18 protein-coding genes are annotated in these 22,076 nt (G+C 61.4%); 8 read left to right on the top strand and 10 right to left on the bottom strand.

The features are described 5' to 3' along the window. Position 1: 1 nt before the first annotated feature. The 6 genes from nifE to nifH all read right to left on the bottom strand — a co-directional run bounded on the left by nifE (position 2) and on the right by nifH (position 6,857). A complete protein-coding gene (gene nifE, locus ABLU95_RS02010; protein WP_065881004.1) occupies positions 2 to 1,375 on the bottom strand; it encodes a nitrogenase iron-molybdenum cofactor biosynthesis protein NifE in 1,374 nt (457 codons plus the stop codon). A gap of 586 nt (positions 1,376 to 1,961) precedes the next feature. Beyond that, complete coding sequence (locus ABLU95_RS02005) at positions 1,962 to 2,624, bottom strand: NifB/NifX family molybdenum-iron cluster-binding protein (RefSeq protein WP_087848922.1); 663 nt, start codon at positions 2,622 to 2,624, stop codon at positions 1,962 to 1,964. A 10-nt stretch (positions 2,625 to 2,634) separates the two neighbouring features. Beyond that, the gene (gene nifT / locus ABLU95_RS02000) at positions 2,635 to 2,853 is read right to left on the bottom strand and encodes a putative nitrogen fixation protein NifT (RefSeq protein ID WP_004203557.1); all 219 of its coding nucleotides are present in this window, start codon (positions 2,851 to 2,853) and stop codon (positions 2,635 to 2,637) included. A 39-nt stretch (positions 2,854 to 2,892) separates the two neighbouring features. After that, entirely contained in the window at positions 2,893 to 4,455 is a 1,563-nt protein-coding gene (gene nifK, locus ABLU95_RS01995; protein ID WP_023290338.1) for a nitrogenase molybdenum-iron protein subunit beta, read from the bottom strand. A 55-nt stretch (positions 4,456 to 4,510) separates the two neighbouring features. After that, a complete protein-coding gene (gene nifD, locus ABLU95_RS01990) occupies positions 4,511 to 5,959 on the bottom strand; it encodes a nitrogenase molybdenum-iron protein alpha chain (RefSeq protein ID WP_032456353.1) in 1,449 nt (482 codons plus the stop codon). 16 nt (positions 5,960 to 5,975) lie between these two features. Further along, positions 5,976 to 6,857, bottom strand: a complete 882-nt coding sequence (gene nifH / locus ABLU95_RS01985; RefSeq protein WP_004203553.1) for a nitrogenase iron protein — start codon at positions 6,855 to 6,857, stop codon at positions 5,976 to 5,978. 403 nt (positions 6,858 to 7,260) lie between these two features. Here nifH and nifJ point away from each other — a divergent pair, with 403 nt between their 5' ends. Beyond that, positions 7,261 to 10,773 (top strand): pyruvate:ferredoxin (flavodoxin) oxidoreductase, encoded by a 3,513-nt coding sequence (gene nifJ, locus ABLU95_RS01980; RefSeq protein ID WP_348878685.1) that lies wholly within the window; start codon positions 7,261 to 7,263, stop codon positions 10,771 to 10,773. Positions 10,774 to 10,792: 19 nt separating this feature from the next. On the opposite strand, the gene ABLU95_RS01975 is transcribed toward nifJ, so the two are convergent. Continuing rightward, positions 10,793 to 11,101, bottom strand: a complete 309-nt coding sequence (locus tag ABLU95_RS01975; protein ID WP_023290335.1) for a helix-turn-helix domain-containing protein — start codon at positions 11,099 to 11,101, stop codon at positions 10,793 to 10,795. Positions 11,102 to 11,341: 240 nt separating this feature from the next. Here ABLU95_RS01975 and fusA point away from each other — a divergent pair, with 240 nt between their 5' ends. Beyond that, the gene (gene fusA / locus ABLU95_RS01970) at positions 11,342 to 13,444 is read left to right on the top strand and encodes an elongation factor G (RefSeq protein WP_032453436.1); all 2,103 of its coding nucleotides are present in this window, start codon (positions 11,342 to 11,344) and stop codon (positions 13,442 to 13,444) included. Between the two features lie 105 nt (positions 13,445 to 13,549). Here fusA and ABLU95_RS01965 read toward each other — a convergent pair whose 3' ends face one another. Together ABLU95_RS01965 and sbcB are read right to left on the bottom strand one after the other, a co-directional pair. Beyond that, positions 13,550 to 13,678 (bottom strand): hypothetical protein, encoded by a 129-nt coding sequence (locus ABLU95_RS01965; protein WP_256555546.1) that lies wholly within the window; start codon positions 13,676 to 13,678, stop codon positions 13,550 to 13,552. Further along, on the bottom strand, positions 13,679 to 15,103 hold the full coding sequence (gene sbcB / locus ABLU95_RS01960; RefSeq protein ID WP_348878681.1) for an exodeoxyribonuclease I: 1,425 nt from the start codon (positions 15,101 to 15,103) through the stop codon (positions 13,679 to 13,681). A 180-nt stretch (positions 15,104 to 15,283) separates the two neighbouring features. Between sbcB and dacD the strand changes: the two genes are divergently transcribed. The 6 genes from dacD to cobT all read left to right on the top strand — a co-directional run bounded on the left by dacD (position 15,284) and on the right by cobT (position 20,901). Then, positions 15,284 to 16,447 carry a serine-type D-Ala-D-Ala carboxypeptidase DacD gene (gene dacD, locus ABLU95_RS01955; protein ID WP_023290332.1) on the top strand — a complete coding sequence of 388 codons (1,164 nt, stop codon included), beginning with the start codon at positions 15,284 to 15,286 and terminating at the stop codon, positions 16,445 to 16,447. A 185-nt stretch (positions 16,448 to 16,632) separates the two neighbouring features. After that, entirely contained in the window at positions 16,633 to 17,106 is a 474-nt protein-coding gene (gene sbmC / locus ABLU95_RS01950) for a DNA gyrase inhibitor SbmC (protein ID WP_023290331.1), read from the top strand. Between the two features lie 98 nt (positions 17,107 to 17,204). Further along, entirely contained in the window at positions 17,205 to 18,263 is a 1,059-nt protein-coding gene (locus ABLU95_RS01945) for an FUSC family protein (RefSeq protein ID WP_004203544.1), read from the top strand. A gap of 167 nt (positions 18,264 to 18,430) precedes the next feature. Then, a complete protein-coding gene (locus ABLU95_RS01940; RefSeq protein WP_002911883.1) occupies positions 18,431 to 18,754 on the top strand; it encodes a DUF496 family protein in 324 nt (107 codons plus the stop codon). 311 nt (positions 18,755 to 19,065) lie between these two features. Beyond that, on the top strand, positions 19,066 to 19,806 hold the full coding sequence (gene cobS / locus ABLU95_RS01935; RefSeq protein ID WP_023290330.1) for an adenosylcobinamide-GDP ribazoletransferase: 741 nt from the start codon (positions 19,066 to 19,068) through the stop codon (positions 19,804 to 19,806). Positions 19,807 to 19,833: 27 nt separating this feature from the next. After that, positions 19,834 to 20,901, top strand: a complete 1,068-nt coding sequence (gene cobT / locus ABLU95_RS01930) for a nicotinate-nucleotide--dimethylbenzimidazole phosphoribosyltransferase (protein WP_348878678.1) — start codon at positions 19,834 to 19,836, stop codon at positions 20,899 to 20,901. A 45-nt stretch (positions 20,902 to 20,946) separates the two neighbouring features. On the opposite strand, the gene ABLU95_RS01925 is transcribed toward cobT, so the two are convergent. Next, positions 20,947 to 22,056 (bottom strand): adenosylhomocysteinase, encoded by a 1,110-nt coding sequence (locus tag ABLU95_RS01925; protein WP_004203536.1) that lies wholly within the window; start codon positions 22,054 to 22,056, stop codon positions 20,947 to 20,949. Between the last annotated feature and the right edge of the window lie 20 nt (positions 22,057 to 22,076).

The following is a 22,076-nucleotide window of genomic DNA, read 5'->3' as shown; positions in this document are numbered from 1 at the left end:
CCTAGTGCCACGGGGCGCGGGCATGCGTTTGCGGCCAGACGGGGCTGGCGAGGGTCAGACAGAGCTGGCGGGCGAGGGTGATGATGCCCTGGTAGCCAGCGTAGGCGTGCTCCCGCTCCTGATTGATATCGAGGAACGGCAGCCGGGCTTTCCAGGCGGTGTACATATTGCGTCCGCCGGCGATCATCAGATCCGCCTGATAGCGGTACACCACGTCGAGCAGGGTGCGGGCGTTGCCCTCCTCAAGCATCACCGCTTCGTCGCCCATCAGCTCCCGGATCCGCTGTTTGTCCTCCTCGGTGGATTTCCGCGTGCCGGTGGCCACCACGGTCATGCCGAGATCCTGCAGGGCCGAGACCACCGACCAGGATTTCACGCCGCCGGTGTAGAGCAGCACTTTGCGCCCGCGGAGCTGCTCGCGCCACGGCGCTAGCGCCTGCTCCGCTGCCTGCTCTTCACGGGCGATCAGCGCCTCGGTGCGGCGGCACAGGTCGTCATCCCCCAGCAGCGCCGCCAGCTGGCGCAAGGCGTCGGAGGTGGCGCGGATCCCGTAGAAGCTGCCTTCAAACCACGGCGTGCCGTAGCGTAGCTCCAGCCCCCGGGCGACGTTGATCAGCGCTCGCGAGCACACCAGCATATTGGCCTGCGCCCGGTGCAGGGTCTGGATCTCGGCAAAGCGGCCGTCGCCGGAGAGGCTGCCGAGGACGCGGATCCCCAGCTCGTCGAGCAGCGGCTGGACCTGCCAGAACTCGCCGGCGATATTGAATTCGCCAATCAGGCCGATATCGTGGCGCTGGGCCGGGGCAAAGGGCGTGTTGTCCGGCCATGGGGCGGGTTCGCGCTGGCCAATCACCTGCCTGAGCATTACGTCGCCCGCCATCCGGTTGCCAAGATTTTTGCTGCCGTAGAAGCCGGCGGCGTCAATGGCGATGACCGGGACGCCGGTGGCGGTCTGCGCGGCCTGGCACACCGCCTCAATGTCATCGCCTTCCATCGCCGGTACGCAGGTGTTGTAGATAAAGACCGCCGCCGGGCGATAGCGGTCGACGATGTGACGCACGGCATGGAACAGGCGGCGTTCGCCGCGGCCCATAATCACATCCTGTTCGTTGAGATCGGTGGTAAAGCCGAGCCGGTTGAGGGCCGGGCCGGCGCTGACGCTGCCGCGGTTATCCCACGAGCTTCCCGCGCAGCCGATAGGGCCGTGCACCAGGTGCGCGACGTCGGCGATGGGCAGGAGCGTTATCTGCGCGCCGTCGAAGGCGCAGCCGCCGGCGGTGGCGCCGGGCTTAGGGGCGCTGCAGCCGGATTTTTGCTTCTGGTTGTGCTCGCAGGCGGGTTCGTCCAGCAGCGCCAGAATTTCCTTTCCCTTCATAGTGACCTCGTTGACGGTGGGAGACCGGGGAGGTGATGCAATTCGCGCTCCAGGGAGAGGGGGGTTGATTTTTAAGGAAAAAGGGTTGTGGGCTTTGCGACAAAGGCAACAATCAAACAGGGGTAAGGCATGATTTATCGCGCTGATAACTGGATTTACCGCGACAGTATTGCCGCATATTGGCGAATGACGGGAAGCGTCGATAAGGTGGAATATTCCGTTCACCGACCTTCCTCACTATTTCATCGCGCCCTCTGCGGGTGAACGGCATGGGGGGCGTTTCGCCCGCCCCCCATGACCCCCCGCATGGCGCTGAAAATTGCCGCTGCGCGGTCCGCTCCACTCCGGCTTCATCTGGCGGAACGGGCGGACTCGACATCCTTGTCTCGACCGCCCTCTGGCCGCCGTCCTGGCGGCCAGTCCTGGATGCGCGCCTGCGTTCTCGCCAATTTTCCTGATGCGCCTAACCCCCCGCTGTCACTTTTGTCCCTGTCCTGCGGCGCTTGCCTTGCTGAAAGAAAGGATGTCACCTGCAGGGGCAAAAAAAGGCCCGCGGGGTCGGCGGGCAACAAGCACAACACAACGATTAAAAAACACGTTCCTCCAGAGGGTTATCCCGGTTGAGGCGCTTCGCCAGCCACGGCGGCAAACGGCCGGCCAGCAGCGTATTGATCGCCTCGCACTGGGCCTGGATCGTCGTGCCCGGCGGCGCTTTCATCGGATGGATCTGATGGCGGATCAACCTCGCGGCGGCAGGCCCGCCGATCTCCTGGCAAAACAGCAAATGGCAATCCTCCAGCAGCCTGGCGCGCATCTCGCTGGCGTCAGACGTCGCCGAAGGGGAGGCATAGCGGCGCAGATCCGCCAGCCAGCCGCCCTGGTCATCGAAGGCATAGATAAAAAACAGCCGGTTCTGGCCAAAATGACCATTGATGACCAGGCCATCCTGCGAACAAAAGGCGACCCGCAGCTGGGGCGTCCGCTGGGGTGACCGGGCGATGCGCAAATGGCCGGGCAGCGCCCCCTGCAGGCAGGCGATGACCCGCGCCCAGCGGGCCGGGGACATCACCGCCGTCGCCGAAGGAAAGCTGGCGGCCAGCTGAGGCTGCGTCAGGGTGGTTAACCGTTCCGGGGTCAAGGTTTCGCCGCACTCCTGCGCCAGCCAGTCGACGACTTGCACCGGCTGCAGCTCCGGCAGCGTCTGGAACAGCGCCAGCAGACGCCAGAAAAGGGTATCGTTATCGGACATTTCCAGCTCCTTATAGCAGCGTGCTGCGGGTGGCGCGCAGGCTTATCGGAAAGACCGGCCGCCCCGGCTGCGGATTGACGTAGTAGCGACGTCCCCCTTCAAGGGCAATCGCGCCGCCCCAGCGGTCCGTCTCGTCATGTTCGACCTGAAGCACCCGGGCCTCCAGATCCTGTTTGGCGATATAGGCATACAGCGCCTCGCCGCGCTCACGGAAAATCACGATGGGCATACTCCCTCCTGGCCCCGCCTGCGGCGGGGCGCCTGATGGTTAACGAACGAGGTCGAAGCTGTAATCGGTTTTGCCCAGCTGGCTGGTGTCGTGGTCCAGTTTTTCCAGCACGGCGTTCACCAGCGTCGTGACGATGTTCATCGCGCCTTCATAGCCCCAGGTGGTCTGGCGGTGCAGATGATGGCGGTCGAACAGCGGAAAGCCGAGACGGATCAGCGGCACTTCGAAGGCTTTGCCCTTCGCCAGGGTATCGCGCTGGATAAACTTGCCGTAGGAGTTACCGATCATAAAGTCCGGCTGACGGGTGAACATCAGCGACCGGAAGTGCCACAGGTCGCAGTTGATGAATACTTCGCTGTCCTGGCCGTATGGCGAGGCGTCGAGCATTTTCTTCATCGCCTTTTGCCAGCGTTTATTGGCGTTATGGCTGAGGATCACCGTCGGCTCGCAGCCCAGCTCCAGCAGGAAGCGCGTCAGGCCCATCACGAAATCCGGATCGCCGTAGAGGCCGAATTTTTTGCCGTGCAGCCAGGTGTGGGAGTCCAGCATCATGTCCACCAGCCGGCCGCGCTCAAGGGTCAGGGCGTCGGCGATCGGTTTGCCGGTCAGCTGACTGACGGTCATCAGCAGCGCGTCGGTAGCGGCCAGACCCAACGGAACGGCTACCTCCGTGGCGGGCTGATTCCACATCTCCTGAACCACCTTTTTGCTTTTCACCAGCTGCCATGGCTGCAGCAGCAGGGTGTCAATGGCGTCCGGCGCGGTTTTGATCTCCTGCTGGCTGGTGCCGCCGGCGTACATCCGGTAATGGCCGTCGGCGGGGGTGTCGAGCACCTCTGAAGGGTCGGAGAGCAGGCTGCAGGGGACATCCATCTGCGCCATCATCCGCTTCAGCACGCGGAAGTTGCCGAGATAGGTCTCAAATCCGGTCACCAGATTGAGCTTTTGCAGTTTGCCCGGCTGCCCGGCGTAGTCAGCGGTAAAGGTCTTCGCGAACCCTTCGAACATATTGTCCCAGCCGGTGACATGGCTGCCGATAAAGCTGGGGGTATGGGCGTAAGGAATAGCGATACTGTCGTCAACAAATCCCTCTTTTTTGGCGTTGGCGATAAACGCCTGCAGATCGTCGCCGATCACCTCGGCCATGCAGGTGGTGGAGACGGCGATAATCTCGGGTTTATACAACGCGCTGGCATTCTGCAGGCCCAGATTCATGTTGTTGTTGCCGCCGAACACCGCCGCGTCCTCGGTCATCGAGTCGGAGACGCAAGCCACCGGCTCCTTAAAATGGCGGTTAAAGTAGGTGCGGAAATAGGCGACGCAGCCCTGAGAGCCGTGGACGTAGGGCAGGGTGCCGGCGAACCCCAGCGCGCAGAGTACGGCGCCGAGCGGCTGGCAGGCTTTGGCCGGGTCGACGGTCAAAGCCTCGCGCTGGAAGTTCAGCGCTTCATACTCGGCGGTGGTGGTCCAGGCAAATACCTCCTGGACGCGCTGCGCGTCGTGCGCCTCTTCAAGGCTCTTTTTGTTCTGGAACAGGGTCTGGTATTCATCCTGTTCAAACAGCGGATAACAGCTGTGAATTTTATCGATCGTTTGGCTCATGGTGTTCTCCTCCCGCGCCACAAATCGGTGGACTGACGGGACAGTGAAGGGGCAATCACGCAGACTTCAGCCACGGGGCAGTCAGTTCGTTCCACGCCGGATTGTTCAGGGTCATATCCATATCGCGAGCAAAGATGGCGAAGCCGTCATAGCCGTGATAGGGGCCGGAATAGTCCCAGGAGTGCATCTGGCGGAACGGCACCCCCATTTTCTGGAAGATATATTTCTCTTTGATCCCGGAGCCGATGAGGTCGGGCTTCAGCGCTTTGACGAAGGCCTCCAGCTCATAGCTGCTGGCATCGTCAAACAGCAGAGTGCCCTCTTTCAGGTCCGGCAGGGTGCGGTCGTAATCATCGTTATGGGCAAACTCGTAGCCGGCGGCGATGATCTCCATCCCGAGATCCTCATAGGCGCCGATGACGTGGCGCGGCCGCAGCCCCCCCATGTACAGCAGCACTTTGCGCCCCTCCAGCCGCGGGCGATATTTGGCGATGATGGCCGCCATCTGCCCCTCATATTTGGCGATCACCGCTTCCGCATTGGCGCGAATGGTGTCATCAAATTGATCGGCGATCTTGCGCAGCGATTCGGCGATTTTGGTCGGGCCGAAGAAGTTATATTCCATCCACGGGATCTGATGTTTCTCCTCCATATGGCGGGCGATATAGTTCATCGAGCGGTAGCAGTGGACGAGGTTTAGCTTAACGAACGGGGTGTTCTCCATCTCCACCAGAGTACCGTCGCCGGACCACTGCGCCACTACGCGCAACCCCATCTCCTCCAGCAGAATGCGCGAGGCCCAGGCGTCGCCGCCGATGTTGTAATCGCCAATGATGGCGACATCGTACGGGGTGCTGGCAAACGGCTGCCCTTCGCGGTTGTTCAGCACCCAGTCGCGCACCACGTCGTTGGCGATATGGTGGCCCAGCGACTGCGAGACGCCGCGAAAGCCTTCGCAGCGCACCGGGATCACCGGTTTATCCAGCGCCTTGCTGCTGGCGTTGGCCACGGCGCTGATGTCATCGCCGATGAGGCCCACCGGGCACTCCGACTGGATAGTGATCCCTTTGGTCAGCGGGAACAGCAGCTCCATCTCTTCAATCAGTTTGCTCAGCTTTTTATCGCCGCCGAAGACAATATCGCGCTCCTGAAAATCTGAGGTGAAGTTCAGGGTGCCGAAGCTGTCGACGCCGCTGACGCCGGTATAGTAGTTGCGCCGTCCGGCGCGCGAGTACTGGCCGCAGCCGATGGGGCCGTGCGAGATATGGGCCATGTCTTTAATCGGCCCAAACACCACCCCTTTCGAGCCGGCGTAGGCGCAGCCGCGCACGGTCATCACCCCGGGCTGCGATTTACGGTTCGAGATAATGCACTTGCCGACGCTCTCCATCTGCGGATCGCTGATCATCATGTGCTTTCTGCGCTCTTTGCGCGCGGTTTCGGGAAACACCTCCAGGACTTCCTGGATGAGCGCAAGGTTACGTTCGCCTGTTGCGTTGGTCATGGTGAGGATCCTGTGCTCAGGCCGCGTTTTCTTCAGCGGCGGTTTTACCAATGATGCTGGTGTCTTCTTCTTCCATGATGCCGAACTCCATCAGCAGCGACTCCAGCTCGTCCATGGTGCAGGGGGTCGGCACCACTTTTTTGGTGTTATTGACGATCTTCTGCGCCAGCTGACGATATTCGTTGGCCTGCTGACAGGTCGGGTCGTACTCGATCACCGTCATTCGGCGGATCTCTGCGCGCTGCACAATGTTGTCGCGGGGAACAAAGTGGATCATCTGGGTGCCGAGCTTCTCCGCCAGGGCGATGATCAGCTCGTCTTCGCGGTCGGTTTTGCGCGAGTTACAGATCAGGCCGCCGAGGCGTACCTTGCCGGATTTGGCGTACTTCACGATCCCCTTGGAGATATTGTTGGCGGCATACATCGCCATCATCTCCCCGGAGCAGACGATGTAGATCTCCTGGGCTTTGTTTTCGCGGATCGGCATGGCGAAGCCGCCGCAGACCACGTCGCCGAGGACGTCATAGAAGACGAAATCCAGATCTTCTTCATAGGCGCCTTCTTCTTCGAGGAAGTTGATGGCGGTGATCACCCCGCGTCCGGCGCAGCCAACGCCTGGCTCCGGGCCGCCGGATTCGGCGCAACGTACATCGCCATAGCCGATTTGCAGTACGTCTTCGAGCTCCAGATCCTCGACCGAGCCCACTTCCGCCGCCATCTCCATAATGGTGTTCTGGGCTTTCGCGTGGAGGATCAGACGGGTGGAGTCCGCCTTCGGATCGCAGCCGACGATCATTACTTTCTTACCCATCTCGGCGAGGGCCGCGACGAGATTCTGGGTGGTGGTTGATTTACCGATACCGCCTTTACCGTAGATAGCGCATTGACGCATGGTCATGGTGACTTCTCCTGTTGTTGAGTGTTTGCCAGCAGAGAAGTGCAGGGAACATACCAGCTGTGATTTTTTATGCAGTCTGCTGATAAATAAGTGTTTTCTGTAAACCGGCCGCGCCGGGGGCCTGCGCAAACGGCACAATAACGCCACCAAATGTGCGAAACAGAACAATTTCCCGCCACCGGCCCGGCGCGGCGCTTTGTCGCCTGTTCAACAGCTTGTCGCGCCCTGTGTCTTATTCCCCGCAATTCCGCCGGACGGACCTGCGCCTCTCTTCCCTTAACCTGTTGAATTAATAAGCGACAGGCGGCAATCCGCGAGCTGGCACAGGCTGTGCTTGAAGAGGAAACAGGGTTTGCCGCGGGCTGTCGCGGTAAAGAGAACGCTCACCTTCGAGGATTGAACGATGTCCGGAAACATGAAAACAATGGATGGCAACGCGGCGGCGGCCTGGATCTCCTACGCCTTTACCGACGTGGCGGCCATCTATCCCATTACCCCCTCCACCCCGATGGCGGAGAATGTCGATGAATGGGCCGCTAAGGGGAAAAAGAACCTCTTTGGTCGGCCGGTGCGCCTGATGGAGATGCAGTCTGAAGCCGGCGCCGCCGGGGCGGTGCACGGCGCGCTGCAGGCGGGGGCGCTCACCACCACCTACACCGCGTCGCAGGGACTGCTGCTGATGATCCCAAATTTGTACAAAATTGCCGGGGAGCTGCTGCCGGGCGTCTTTCACGTTAGCGCCCGGGCGCTGGCGACCAATTCGCTGAATATTTTTGGCGACCATCAGGATGTGATGGCGGTGCGCCAGACCGGCTGCGCCATGCTGGTGGAGAATAACGTTCAGCAGGTGATGGACCTGTCGGCGGTGGCGCATCTGGCGGCGATCGCCGGGCGGATACCCTTTATCAACTTCTTCGACGGCTTTCGCACTTCGCACGAAATACAGAAGATCGAGGTGCTGGAGTATGAGCAACTGGCGGCGCTGCTGGACCGCCCGGCGCTGGAGCGCTTTCGTCGTCAGGCGCTGCATCCGGATCACCCGGTGATCCGCGGCACCGCGCAAAACCCGGATATCTACTTCCAGGAGCGGGAGGCCGGTAACCGCTTCTACCTCGCGCTGCCCGATCTGGTGGAAAGCTATATGGCGAAGATCACCGCGCTCACCGGGCGGGAATATCACCTGTTTAATTACCACGGCGCGCCGGACGCCGAGCGGGTGATTATCGCCATGGGCTCAGTGTGCGACACCGTCCAGGAGGTGGTGGATGCGCTGAATGCGGCGGGGGAGAAGGTGGGGCTGCTCAGCGTTCATCTCTATCGCCCGTTCTCGCTGGCGCACTTTTTCGCGCAACTGCCCGCCAGCGTGCAGCGCATTGCCGTCCTTGACCGCACCAAAGAGCCGGGGGCGCAGGCGGAACCGCTGTGCCTCGACGTCAAAAACGCTTTCTATCAACGCGACGATGCGCCGCTGATTGTCGGCGGCCGCTACGCCCTCGGCGGTAAGGATGTGCTGCCCAACGATATCGCCGCGGTGTTTGACAATCTTCGGCAGCCGCTGCCGAAGGACGGGTTTACCCTGGGCATTGTCGATGACGTCACCTTTACCTCGCTGCCCGCCCGGCAGGTGCCGCTGGCGGTCTCCCACGCCGGGATCACCGCCTGCAAATTCTGGGGCATGGGCTCGGACGGCACCGTCGGGGCGAACAAAAGCGCCATCAAGATCATCGGCGATAACACGCCGCTCTATGCTCAGGCCTACTTTTCCTACGACTCGAAAAAGTCCGGGGGGATCACCGTCTCGCACCTGCGCTTTGGCGACCGGCCAATCACCTCGCCCTACCTGATCCAACGGGCCGATTTTATCGCCTGCTCTCAGCAATCCTATGTCGACCGCTACGACCTGCTGGAGGGGCTGAAGCCGGGAGGCACCTTTTTGCTCAACTGCAGCTGGTCCGAGGCGGAGCTGGAGCAGCACCTGCCGGTCAGCGTTCGGCGCTATCTGGCGCAGGAAAAGATCGACTTTTATACCCTCAACGCCGTGGACATCGCCCGCGAGCTGGGCCTCGGCGGGCGCTTTAACATGCTGATGCAGGCGGCGTTCTTTAAGCTGACGGCGATTATCGATCCGCAAACTGCGGCGGACTATCTCAAGCAGGCGGTGGAGAAAAGCTATGGCAGCAAAGGGGCGAGCGTCATTGAGATGAACCAGCGGGCGATCGAGCTGGGGATGGCGGCGCTGCGTCGGGTGACGGTTCCCGCCCACTGGGCGACCCTCGATGCGCCGGCGCCCCAGGCGACAACCCTGATGCCGGACTTCATCCGCGATATTCTGCAGCCCATGAACCGCCAGCGCGGCGACCTGCTGCCGGTGAGCGCCTTCGCCGGGATGGAAGACGGCACCTTTCCCTCCGGCACCGCCGCCTGGGAGAAGCGCGGCATTGCCCTGGAGGTGCCGGTCTGGCAGCCCGACGGCTGCACCCAGTGTAACCAGTGCGCCTTCGTCTGCCCGCATGCGGCGATCCGCCCGGCGTTGCTGAACGCTGAAGAACAGGATACGGCGCCCGCCGGGCTGCTGAGCAAACCGGCCCAGGGGGCCAAAGACTACCACTATCATCTGGCTATCTCGCCGCTGGACTGCTCCGGCTGCGGCAACTGCGTGGAGAGCTGCCCGTCGCGCGGCAAGGCGCTGCAGATGGCCTCCCTCGACAGCCAGCGCGCGATGGCCCCGGTCTGGGACTACGCGCTGGGGCTGGCGCCAAAAGACAACCCGTTTCGCAAAACGACGGTCAAAGGCAGCCAGTTCGAAACGCCGCTGCTGGAGTTTTCCGGCGCCTGCGCGGGCTGTGGCGAAACGCCCTATGCCCGGCTGATCACCCAGCTGTTTGGCGACCGGATGCTGATCGCCAACGCCACCGGCTGCTCTTCGATCTGGGGCGCCAGCGCGCCTTCGATGCCCTATACCACCAACCACCGCGGCCACGGGCCGGCCTGGGCAAACTCGCTGTTTGAGGACAACGCCGAGTTCGGGCTGGGCATGATGCTCGGCGGCCAGGCGATCCGCCAACAGATCGCCGGGGAGATGACTCGCGCCCTGGCGCTGCCGGTCAGCGACGCGCTTCACGCCGCGATGCGGCAATGGCTGGCGCAGCAGGACGAGGGGGAGGGGACCCGCGAGCGTGCGGACCGCCTCAGTGCGTTGCTGGCGGCGGAAAAAGAGGGGGTTCCGCTGCTGGAGCAGCTCTGGCAGAACCGTGACTATTTCGTCCGGCGTTCGCAGTGGATCTTCGGCGGCGACGGCTGGGCCTACGATATCGGCTTCGGCGGTCTCGATCATGTGCTGGCCAGCGGGGAAGACGTCAATATTCTGGTGTTCGATACCGAGGTCTACTCCAACACCGGCGGCCAGTCGTCCAAATCGACCCCGGTGGCGGCGATCGCCAAGTTTGCCGCCCAGGGGAAACGCACGCGGAAAAAAGATCTCGGCATGATGGCGATGAGCTACGGCAATGTTTACGTTGCGCAGATCGCCATGGGCGCTGATAAAGATCAGACCCTGCGGGCCATCGCCGAGGCTGAAGCCTGGCCGGGACCGTCGCTGGTGATCGCCTACGCCGCCTGTATCAACCACGGCCTGAAAGCCGGGATGCGCTGCAGTCAGCGCGAGGCGAAGCGGGCGGTGGAGGCGGGATACTGGCACCTGTGGCGCTACCATCCACAGCGCGAAGCCGAGGGCAAAACGCCGTTTATACTGGACTCCGAAGAGCCGGAAGAGAGCTTCCGCGACTTTCTGCTTGGCGAGGTGCGCTATGCCGCGCTGCACAAAACCACCCCGGATCTGGCGGACGCGCTGTTCCGGCAAACGGAGGAGGATGCCCGGGCCCGTTTCAGGCAGTACCAGCGGCTGGCGGGGGAGTAGCAGGCAGCAGGTTAGCGATTCACGACTGCTGCATCACGTTCAGCAGCGTATCCAGCAGGCCGGGAAAACGGGCATCCAGATCTTCCCGGCGCAGCGAAATCATATTTTCCCGTCCCTGAGGCCGCTGCCAGATCACACCGCTGTCGCGCAGGACGCGCCAGTGGTGGGTCATGGTGGACTTGGCCACCTCTTCCTGACGCAGAGCGTTGCAGCTCTGCTCGCTGCCGTCGGCCAGCGTGCGGATGATCTCCAGTCGCAGCGGGTTGCCGAGCGCGGAAAGGACATTTTCCAGGCGAATTTGTTCTCGTTCGGGGTGATTGGCGATCATAATAATCCTGTGTCGGCGGTGGCGCGGCGCATGGCTGCCGCAGCCCGTATCGGCGGCTGGCGGCTACTATACCCAAACTCCTGTTCTCATGCCACGCGCGCCGCCGCAACCTGACCAATCATAATAATAGTAAAAATAGTTCGAATATACTCGTACAATTGTACTATCATAAGCGGCAGTGAAATGAACTGCGGATCATTCCGACCGCAGACTGACAGTCAAAACGACTAAGGACGCATCATGCCCCGACCCATCCCCCTCGAACGTTATCGCAACATCGGTATCTCCGCGCATATCGATGCCGGTAAAACCACCACCACCGAGCGCATCCTGTTTTACACCGGGATGAGCCATAAGCTGGGTGAAGTACACGATGGCGCGGCAACCACCGACTGGATGGCCCAGGAGCAAGAGCGTGGGATCACCATTACCTCGGCGGCGGTGAGCTGCTTCTGGCCGGGTATGGACCGCAGCTTCGAGCCGCACCGGATCAATATCATCGACACCCCGGGGCACGTGGATTTCACCATTGAGGTGGAACGTTCCATGCGCGTGCTCGACGGCGCGGTGATGGTGTATGACTCCGTCGGCGGGGTGCAGCCCCAGTCGGAGACCGTCTGGCGCCAGGCGAATAAATACCATGTCCCTCGGCTGGCCTTCGTCAACAAGATGGACCGCCCCGGCGCGGACTTCTTCCGCGTGGTGCAGATGATGATCGACCGCCTGAAGGCCAACCCGGTGCCGATTGTCATCCCCATTGGCGCCGAAGAGCATTTCACCGGCGTCGTCGACCTGGTGAAAATGCGCGCCATCCTGTGGGATGACGCCACCCAGGGCATGACCTTCAGCTACGGGCCGGTCCCTGACGATCTGCTGGCGACTGCCCGCGAGTGGCGGGAGAAAATGGTCTCGGCGGCGGCGGAGGCCAGCGACGCGCTGATGGATAAATACCTCGAAACCGGCGAGCTGGACGAGGCGGAGATCGTCGCCGGTCTGCGCCAGCGCACGGTGAAGGGTGAAATCCAGGCGGTGCTCTGCGGTAGCGCCTTTAAAAACAAAGGCGTGCAGCGCATGCTCGACGCGGTGGTGGAGCTGATGCCGTCGCCGCTGGATATTCCGGCGATACAGGGCGTGGATGAGAAAGGCCAGCCGGCGGAACGCCATCCGAGCGACGATGAGCCGCTGTCGGCGCTGGCGTTCAAACTGATGACCGACCCCTACGTCGGCCAGTTGACCTTTATCCGCGTCTACTCCGGGACGCTGAAGAAAGGCGATGCGGTATGGAACCCGGTGAAGGGCAAGAAAGAGCGCATCGGGCGTATCGTCCTGATGCAGGCCAACGATCGCCACGAAGTGGACGAACTGCACGCCGGAGATATCGCGGCCTGCGTTGGGCTGAAGGATGTCACTACCGGCGATACGTTATGCGACCCGGATGCGGTGATTACCCTTGAGCGGATGGAGTTTCCGGAGCCGGTGATTTCGCTGGCGATTGAGCCGAAGACCAAAGCGGACCAGGAGAAAATGGGCATCGCGCTGCAGCGACTGGCGGCAGAAGATCCGTCGTTCCGTTTGCATACCGATGAAGAGTCCGGCCAGACGATTATCTCCGGCATGGGCGAGCTGCATCTGGAGATCATTGTCGACCGGATGAAGCGCGAGTTTAACGTCGAGGCCAACATTGGTCGTCCGCAGGTCACCTACCGCGAAACCCTGCGCAAGAAAGTGACGGACGTGGAGGGCAAATTTGTGCGCCAGTCCGGCGGTAAAGGACAGTACGGGCACGTCGTGCTGACCCTTGAGCCGCTGGAGCCGGGCAGCGGTTTCGTCTTCGAGGACGCCACCAAAGGCGGGGTAGTGCCGCGCGAGTACATCCCTTCCGTGGAGAAAGGGCTGCGCGAAGCGATGGGCACGGGCGTGCTGGCGGGCTATCCGGTGGTTGACGTGAAAGCGACCCTGACCTTCGGATCGTACCACGATGTGGACTCCTCGGAGATGGCGTTCCGCATGGCGGCGATCTTCGGCTTCCGGGAAGGGGCGCGCAAAGCGGACCCGGTGATCCTTGAGCCGGTGATGCACGTGGAGGTGGAAACGCCGGAAGAGTACGCCGGGAATATCATGGGCGATCTCTCTTCCCGTCGCGGGATGGTGCAGGGGATGGAAGAGCGCTTCGGCAGCCAGATCATCCGCGCCGATGTGCCGCTGGCGGAGATGTTTGGTTATTCCACCACGCTGCGCTCGATGTCTCAGGGACGAGCAACCTACAGCATGGAGTTCCACCACTACGCGGAAGCGCCGCGCAACGTAGCGGATGAAATCATCGCCAGCCGCGCGAAAAGTTAAGCAACGTTCCCGGGTGCGACGCGAGGCGTCTTACCCGGGCTACGAGTCCAGCCATCGTTTGTAGCCCGGGTAAGGCGTTAGCCGCAACCCGGGAATTTTAGCCAATCAGACAATATCCTGTGCGTACTGCCACAGCGCCTTCAGCTGCGCCAGCTTCTCTTTATCATCCGCATACAGCTGATACAGTTTGTAGCCCGGGTAAGGCGTTAGCCGCAACCCGGGAATTTCAGCCAATCAGACAATATCCTGCGCGTACTGCCACAGCGCCTTCAGCTGCGCCAGCTTCTCTTTATCATCCGCATACTGCTGATACAGCATCTGCAGTTCATCGGCATAGGCCTGCAAAAACTCAGGCGTAAATACCTGACGACGGTGCTCTAACCAGCGCTGCTGCTCATGTTCATCGAGCGTGCCGGGGAAGTTGCGCGCCCGGTAGTTAAACAGCAGGCGTTCGATGCGCTTGTCGGCGAAGGTGATATCCAGCGCCGGCAGATTGCGCGGTTCGGTTTCCAGCACGATTTTCATCGCCGCGCGGTCGGCATCGCTAAAGAACCCATTGTAAAGCTGGGCGTCGACGTTTTCGGACGGCATGAACGGCTCGGCTTCGGCATACACCGCCACCACTTTCTCCCGCACCTGCGGATTCGCCCGCAGCAGCTGGGCATTCTCCAGACAGCGCTGAATGGAGATCCCCAGCCGGTCGGCATCCTGCGGGCGCAGGGTATTGGCCTGGGCCAGCACCGGACATTTGTTCAAATGCACCAGCTTAATCGGCGCCGCCGGCAGATCGCCAAGCTCGGCGCGCGGGGTGTAAAGCCGCTCGCGCAGGGCGTCCGCATCCAGCTCCAGCAGCGGCGCCATATCCCCTGCCAGATCGACCATAATCACCGCATTGCGGTTTTCCGGATGCCAGGCCAGGGGCGCCACCAGGCTGGTGTTGCCGCGCGCGGCGCCGAACATGCCGGAGACATGCACCAGCGGCTTCATCTGCGGTACGTCGATGAGCGTCGCCAGCTTGCGCTTATTGCGGTGGCTGTAGAGATAGTCAAACAGCCGCGGCTGCCGGGTTTTCACCAGCTTCGCCATGGCGATGGTGGCGTACACGTCGGCCATCGCGTCATGGGCGTTCTGGTGTTCAATACCGTTGGCGACGGTCAGATGTTCAAGGCGGAAGCTCGGCAGACCCTCGTCATTTTCCGGCCAGGCGATCCCTTCCGGACGCAGGGCATAGCAGGCGCGCATCACGTCGAGCAGATCCCAGCGCGAGTTATCGTGCTGCCAGCTCCAGGCATAAGGGTCATAGAAGTTGCGATAGAAGATATTCCGCGTCACTTCGTCATCAAAGCGCACGTTGTTATAGCCGACGATGCAGGTTTGCGGCACCGTGAACAGATCGTGGATGCGGCGGGCAAACGCGGCCTCGTTATCCCCTTTGGCCAGCGCTTCCTGCGGGGTGATCCCGGTGATCATTACCGCCTGCGGCTGCGGCAGGTAATCGTCAGCGGGCTTGCAGTAAAACACCTCGGGCTCGCCCAGCACGTTCAGCTCCGCGTCGGTGCGGATGGCGGCGAACTGCGCCGGCCGGTCAAGGGAAGGGCTGGTGCCGAAGGTTTCATAATCGTGGAATAAAAATCCGGGCTGGTTGACGCTGTCTTGCATAGTCTGTTCATTATCCGTGGTGGCGTGCGACCGGTATGGTAAACGATTTGCCCGGTCATCAGAAGGGTAACGGCAAGCAACATCCTCCGCCGTGTCATATTTTCTTGCAATTAAACCCTGATATGAAACGCGAAGTTCCGTAAAAAGGACGGCGGATCTGTAAATCTAGAGGATATGCCGTTGAAAGGCCGTTTGTTTATTGCTGTATCTTTGCTCGCTTCGAGCGTTTCCTGCGCATTTGCCGTCGACTTACCTGCTACGGTCGCGCCGCCTTCCATTCAGGCTGGCTCCTGGGTGCTGATGGATTACACCACCGGTCAGGTACTGACCGCGGGTAACGAACATCAGCAGCGCAATCCTGCCAGCCTGACCAAATTAATGACCGGCTACGTGGTCGATCGCGCCATCGACAGCCATCGTATCACCTTTGACGATATCGTCACCGTGGGGAAAGACGCCTGGGCGAAGGGCAACCCGGTGTTCGACGGGTCATCCCTGATGTTCTTAAAGCCAGGGGATCGCGTCAGCGTCCGCGACCTCAGCCGCGGGCTGATTGTCGACTCCGGCAACGACGCCTGCGTCGCGCTGGCCGACTATGTCGCCGGCGGTCAGCCGCAGTTTGTCGCCCTGATGAATCAGTATGTCGAAAAACTGCATCTGCAGGATACCCATTTCGAAACCGTCCACGGCCTCGATGCCCCGGGCCAGCACAGTTCGGCCTATGACTTGGCGGTGCTGTCGCGGGCGATTATCCATGGCGAGCCTGACGTCTACCACATGTACAGCCAGAAAAGCCTGACGTGGAACGGCATTACCCAGCAAAACCGTAACGGTCTGCTATGGGATAAAACCCTGAACGTCGATGGCCTGAAAACCGGACACACGTCGGGCGCCGGGTTCAACCTGATCGCCTCGGCGGTGGATGGCCAGCGTCGGCTGATCGCCGTGGTGATGGGGGCCGACAGCCCGAAAGGCCGCGAGCAGCAGGCCGCGAAACTGCTGCACTGGGGGCAGCAAAACTTCGACACCGTGCAGGTGCTGCAGAAGGGGCAGAAGGTCGGCAGCGAGCGCATCTGGTACGGCGATAAAGAGCAGATTAAGCTCGGCACCGATCAGGATTTCTGGTTAGCGCTGCCTAAGGCGGAAGTGTCGCGGATTAAGGCGAAATACGTGCTGGATAAAAAGGATCTGGAGGCGCCGATCGCCGCCAACCAGCGGGTCGGCGAGATTTCGCTGTATGACGGCGACAAGGTCGTGGGCCACTATCCGTTGGTCACCCTCGAAAGCATTAATAAAGGCGGGGTGTTCTCGCGAATGAGCGATTACCTGCACCACGAGCTGTAACCACGCCAACCGCCTCTTTGCAGGCGGTTTTTTTTCGCCTGCCGCCCGGCAGACACGGTGACAACATCGCCGTTTTTTTCATCAGCCGCAATGGCGACTCTGTGAATTCGCGCACATACTGAGGGGGGATCTCCTGTTAAATTAACTGTATATTCATACAGTCATTTATCTCCAAAGGAGGCAAGATGAACTACAGCGTCACCCCCCTCGGCAAGAAAACCATTGCCGGTTTCCATCTGGTTGGGCCCTGGGATCAAACCGTCAGGCAGGGGTTTGAGCAACTGATGATGTGGGTTGAAGGCCAGCAGGTGCCCGCCCGCGAGTGGCTTGCCGTCTACTACGATAACCCGGAGGACGTGCCGGCGGAAAAACTGCGCTGCGCCACCGTGGTCGCGGTTGACGAGGATTACGTCATTCCCGCTAACAGCGAAGGGGTGATCATAACGGCGATTGCCGGCGGGGATTACGCCTGCGCCCGCGCGCGGGTGGTGGATCACGACTTCGCCACCCCGTGGAGGCAGTTTTTCGACAGCCTGCTGCAGAGCACGGCGTATCGCATCGCCCCCCAGCCCTGCTTTGAGGTCTATCTTAACGACGGCAACCACGACGGCTACTGGGATATCGACATGTATGTTCCCGTCGCCCGCGTCGCGTCGTAGCGATTTACCCCTGTTCCGGACAAGGATTTTTACATTCCCGGCACGCTCCGGGCGAAAAAGCAGTTACAATTGGCCTTTTCGTTTTGCCGGAGAGGGTTGTGCGCGCTGATAAATCACTCAAGCCATTTGAGATCCGTTTGTATCGCCATTATCGGGTGGTGCATGGTGTGCGGATTGCGCTGGCCTTTGTGCTCACCTTTTTGCTGGTGCGGCTGCTGAACGTGCCTGAGGGGACCTGGCCTCTCATCACCCTGGTGGTGGTGATGGGGCCGATCTCCTTCTGGGGCAACGTCGTGCCGCGGGCGTTTCAGCGCATCGGCGGCACGATCCTCGGCTCGGCGCTGGGGCTGGTGGCGCTCAAGCTTGAGCTTATTTCCCTGCCGCTGATGGTCCTCTGGTGCGCGGCGGCGATGTTCCTCTGCGGCTGGCTGGCGCTGGGCAAGAAACCCTATCAGGCGCTGCTGATCGGCATCACCCTGTCGGTGGTGGTCGGGGCGCCGCCGGGCGATATGCATACCGCCCTGTGGCGAAGCGGCGACGTGATCTTCGGCTCGCTGCTGGCGATGCTGTTTACCGGTATCTGGCCGCAGCGGGCGTTTATCCACTGGCGCATCCAGATGGCCAGCTATGTCACTAACTTCAACCGCCTCTACCAGGCCGGCTTCTCGCCAAATCTGGTGGATCGGCCGCGGCTGGAAAAGCATCTCCAACAGGCGCTCAACGACGTCGTCAAAATGCGCGGGCTGATCACCCCCGCCAGCAAAGAGACGCACATCCAGAAGGCGATCTTCGAGGCTATCCAGACCGTCAGCCGCAACCTCGTGTGCATGCTGGAGCTGCAGATCAACGCCTGGTGGGCAACCCGTCCGGGCCACTTCGTCATGCTCAATGCGCACACCCTGCGGGAGACGCAGCAGATGACCCAGCAGACGCTTTTGGCCATCGCCCACGCGCTGTACGAAGGGAACCCTCAGCCTGTGCGCGCCAATAATGAAAAGCTGAATGAAATCGTCCTCGAACTGCGCCAGCTGATGAAAGAGCAGGGTGACGATAGCCTGGCGGAAACCCCGATCCATGGCTATGTTTGGCTCTCTATTGAACTGGCGCGCCAGCTGGAGCTGCTGTCGCATCTGATCTGCCGCGCGTTGCGCAAATAAGCACCAGATGCACCGGGTAACTGCACGGGTTGTTTCGATTCAGCAGCGTTTAGGGTTATGATAAACGCAAAGGAAAAAACATTGTCATCAGCGACTGCTAGCAGTTATGTTAGCCCTATAACGCAGTCGCTTTACGAATCCGAATCTCAATTATTAGGGGTGTAAAAATGGAAACAACTAAGCCTTCTTTCCAGGACGTACTGGAGTTTGTTCGTCTGTACCGGCGTAAGAACAAACTGCAGCGTGAAATTCAGGACGTTGAGAAAAAGATCCGTGATAACCAGAAGCGCGTTCTGCTGCTGGACAACCTCAGCGACTACATCAAACCGGGCATGAGCGTGGAAGCCATCCAGGGCATCATCGCCAGCATGAAGAGCGATTACGAAGACCGCGTTGATGACTACATCATCAAGAATGCCGAGCTGTCCAAAGAGCGCCGCGACATCTCTAAAAAACTGAAAGTGATGGGTGAAGCCAAAGTCGAAGGCTAATCCCAGCTGTCCGGCGGCGGTCAGCGTCGCCGGGCTGTTCTGCACTACCCCCTCCCGTCTCTTTTTCTGCGAAAACTTTGTCCCGGCAACTGCCTCTCTGCACCGACTCTTTGCTATACTGCCCCGCGAAAACGTATTGATATCGGAAAGGTTTCTCTCATCCTGGCCGGGCATCTGACGCAGCGGCGTCAGGGCGATATCTCAACACCTCTCACCTCTCCGACGATCGATTCGCCAGAAGACAAACTCAGGTGCTGACCGGGCGCGACAGAATCTCTTCCGCTGCTTTCGCCGACAGGAGTCAACCCCACGTGATTAAGTCATTCTTTGCCGCACTCTCGTTTATCAGCCGTCTGCCGGTCCCGGCGCGGTTATCTCAGGGCCTGGAGATCGAACAGTACCAGCGCAGTATCGTCACCTTCCCGCTGGTCGGTTTACTGCTCGGCGCCATCGCCGGCGCGGTGGTGTACCTCCTGCAGCCGTGGTGCGGCGTCCCGCTGGCGGCGCTGTTCGGCGCGCTGGCGCTGGCGCTGCTCACCGGCGGATTTCACCTTGACGGGCTGGCCGATACCTGCGACGGCATCTTCTCCGCCCGCACCCGCGATCGAATGCTGGAGATCATGCGCGACAGCCGGCTGGGTACCCACGGCGGGCTGGCGCTGATTTTTGTGCTGGTGGCGAAGGTGCTGGTGGTCGGCGAACTGCTGCTGCGCGATGTCAACCCCATCGCGGCGCTGGCGGCGGCCTGCGCCGTCGGTCGCGGAATGGCGGTGCTGCTGATGTATCGCCATCGCTATGCGCGGGAAAAAGGGCTGGGCAATCTGTTTATTGGCAAAATTAGCCTGCAGCAGACGCTGGTGACGATGGCGCTGGCGATCGCGCTGGCCACCGCCCTGCTGGGGCTGCAGGGGCTGCGCGCCGCGTTGATCGCCCTGGTGCTGATCTGGGGTCTGGGGTGGGCGCTGAAGCGAACCCTCGGCGGGCAGACCGGGGATACCCTCGGAGCGGCGATCGAGCTGGGTGAATTACTCTTTTTACTGGCGCTACTGTAAGGCCTGGCATCAACGGTGAGGAACAGAATGGAAACACTTTCGGCGTTATTGGCTTTCATTCCGCAGCCCGATGTGACGGGCATGGCGCGCGCGCAGCAGCATATTGATGGCCTGTTAAAGCCGCCCGGCAGCCTTGGCCGTCTGGAGAGCCTGGCGGTACAGCTGGCCGGTCTGCCGGGGCTGCAGGGGCAGCTGGCGCTGACTGAAAAAGCCATCGTGGTCATGTGCGCCGACCACGGCGTCTGGCATGAAGGCGTGACCCCTTCCCCGCAGGCGGTGACGGCCATTCATGCCGGCAATATGGTGCGGGGCAACACCGGCGTCTGCGTGCTGGCGGCGCAGGCCGGCGTGAGAGTGGAGGTGGTGGATGTCGGCATCGACGCCGAGCCGCTGCCGGGCCTGATCAACCTCAAGGTGGCCCGCGGTAGCGGGAATATCGCCCGGACGGCGGCGATGAGCCGTCAGCAGGCGGAGACGGTGCTGCTGGCCAGCATGCGTTTCGCCCGCCAGCTCGCCGCCGACGGGGTGAAAGTCTTTGGCGTGGGGGAGCTGGGGATGGCCAATACCACCCCGGCCGCTGCGACGATCAGCGTCCTGACCGGCAGCGACCCCGACGCGGTGGTGGGCTGCGGGGCCAATCTGCCGCTGGCGCAGCGGGGCCATAAGGTGGCGGTGGTGCGCCAGGCGATCGCTCATAACCAGCCGAACCCGGCGGACGGGCTGGACGTGCTGGCTAAGGTGGGCGGTTTTGATCTGGTGGGTATGACCGGGGTGATCCTCGGGGCGGCCTCCTGCGGCCTGCCGGTGGTGCTGGATGGCTTCCTCTCCTACGCTTCGGCTCTGGCGGCCTGCCGCATGGCCCCGGCGGCGCACCCGTATCTTATCCCTTCGCACCTGTCGGCGGAGAAAGGGGCGCGGATCGCCCTCGACGCGCTGGGTCTGCGCCCGTATCTCGATATGGACATGCGGCTGGGGGAGGGCAGCGGCGCGGCGCTGGCCATGCACCTGCTGGATGCCGCCAGCGCGATGTACCACCAGATGGGGACCCTGGCGCAGAGCAACATTGTGCTGCCCGACAGCGCGCCAGCGTCCTGATGAAAAAGCGCATCGTCTCCACTATAGGGGGACGATGCGCTGCGTTTACAGCGCCTGCTGCCAGACCGCCTGCGGCAGTAGGTAAACCTGCGCCGGGGCGCGCATACCGTCGCTGACAATATGGCCGATACCGCTGGCCATCACCGCCAGGGTGACGTCAAAGGCGTTAAGGCTGTCGCCGAAGCCGGCGGTCAGGTTGAGCATCGAGCCATTGGCCATCAGGTAGACGGTTTTGTCAGCCATGCGGTAGGCGTTGATATACGGCATCACCTCTTCCTGAGGGTACTGGCGCAGGTACTCGCCGTCGATCTCTTCCGCCACGTGGCCGACGTTAAGGATAAACACGCCCGCTTTCGCCCGGTCCAGCGCCTGGCGATTAACCACGTTTTTACCGCCTGTCGCGGTGGCTACCACGTCCGCCGAGGCGATAGCCTCCTGGAGATCGACCACGTGCCAGCCGTCATAGGCCGCCTGCAGCCGACGGGCAGGATCGATCTCCGCCACCATCACCTGGCCGCCAAAGGCTTTTGCCGCCGCCGCGACGCCCTGGCCAACCAGGCCGTAGCCGATCACCAGCACTTTTTTCTCATGCAGGGTGAGATGAGTGGTCTGGAAGAAGGTGTGCCAGGCGGTGAGTCCGACCATATGGCGGTTATGTAGCCCCTCTTTGACCGGCAGATCGTCCCAGTTAAAGATCGGATAGCCGGGCTGAATATCCCCCAGCCGATTGACGCCGGAGCCGGTGGCTTCCAGACCCGCCACGATGTTGCCGAACTCGCCGCGCTGATGGAGGAGGGTGGTGATATCGGCTCCCATTTCGCACAGGTGAGTGGGCTGCCAGGCGATCGCTTTTTCCCACGACTGTTGCCAGTCGGCATCGCTCATATTGCGCCAGGCGCAGGCCTCGGCGCCGCGCTCCACCAGCCAGGCCACCACGTCGTCCTGCACGGTGGTGGGGTTACAGGTGGTTAAAAAGACCTGAGCGCCCTTGTCAAGGATCCCCTGCACCAGCGGGATCATTTTCATGTCGAGGTGCATACAGCAGGCAAGGCGGACGCCGCTGAGGTCGGGCAGGGCGGCGACCTGACGCAGGGTACGCGGCATATTCTGGCTGGCCCATGCCACTTCTTTCGCTAAAGAGATTTTATTATTCACTGGGTTATGACCTTCAGTTC

Origin of the sequence: Klebsiella sp. GG_Kp146 (genome assembly GCF_040061975.1) — a bacterium.
GTDB lineage: Bacteria > Pseudomonadota > Gammaproteobacteria > Enterobacterales > Enterobacteriaceae > Klebsiella > Klebsiella quasipneumoniae.
The sequence above is the reverse complement of the archived record's forward strand: the minus strand, read 5'-3'. Positions and strand labels throughout refer to the sequence as shown.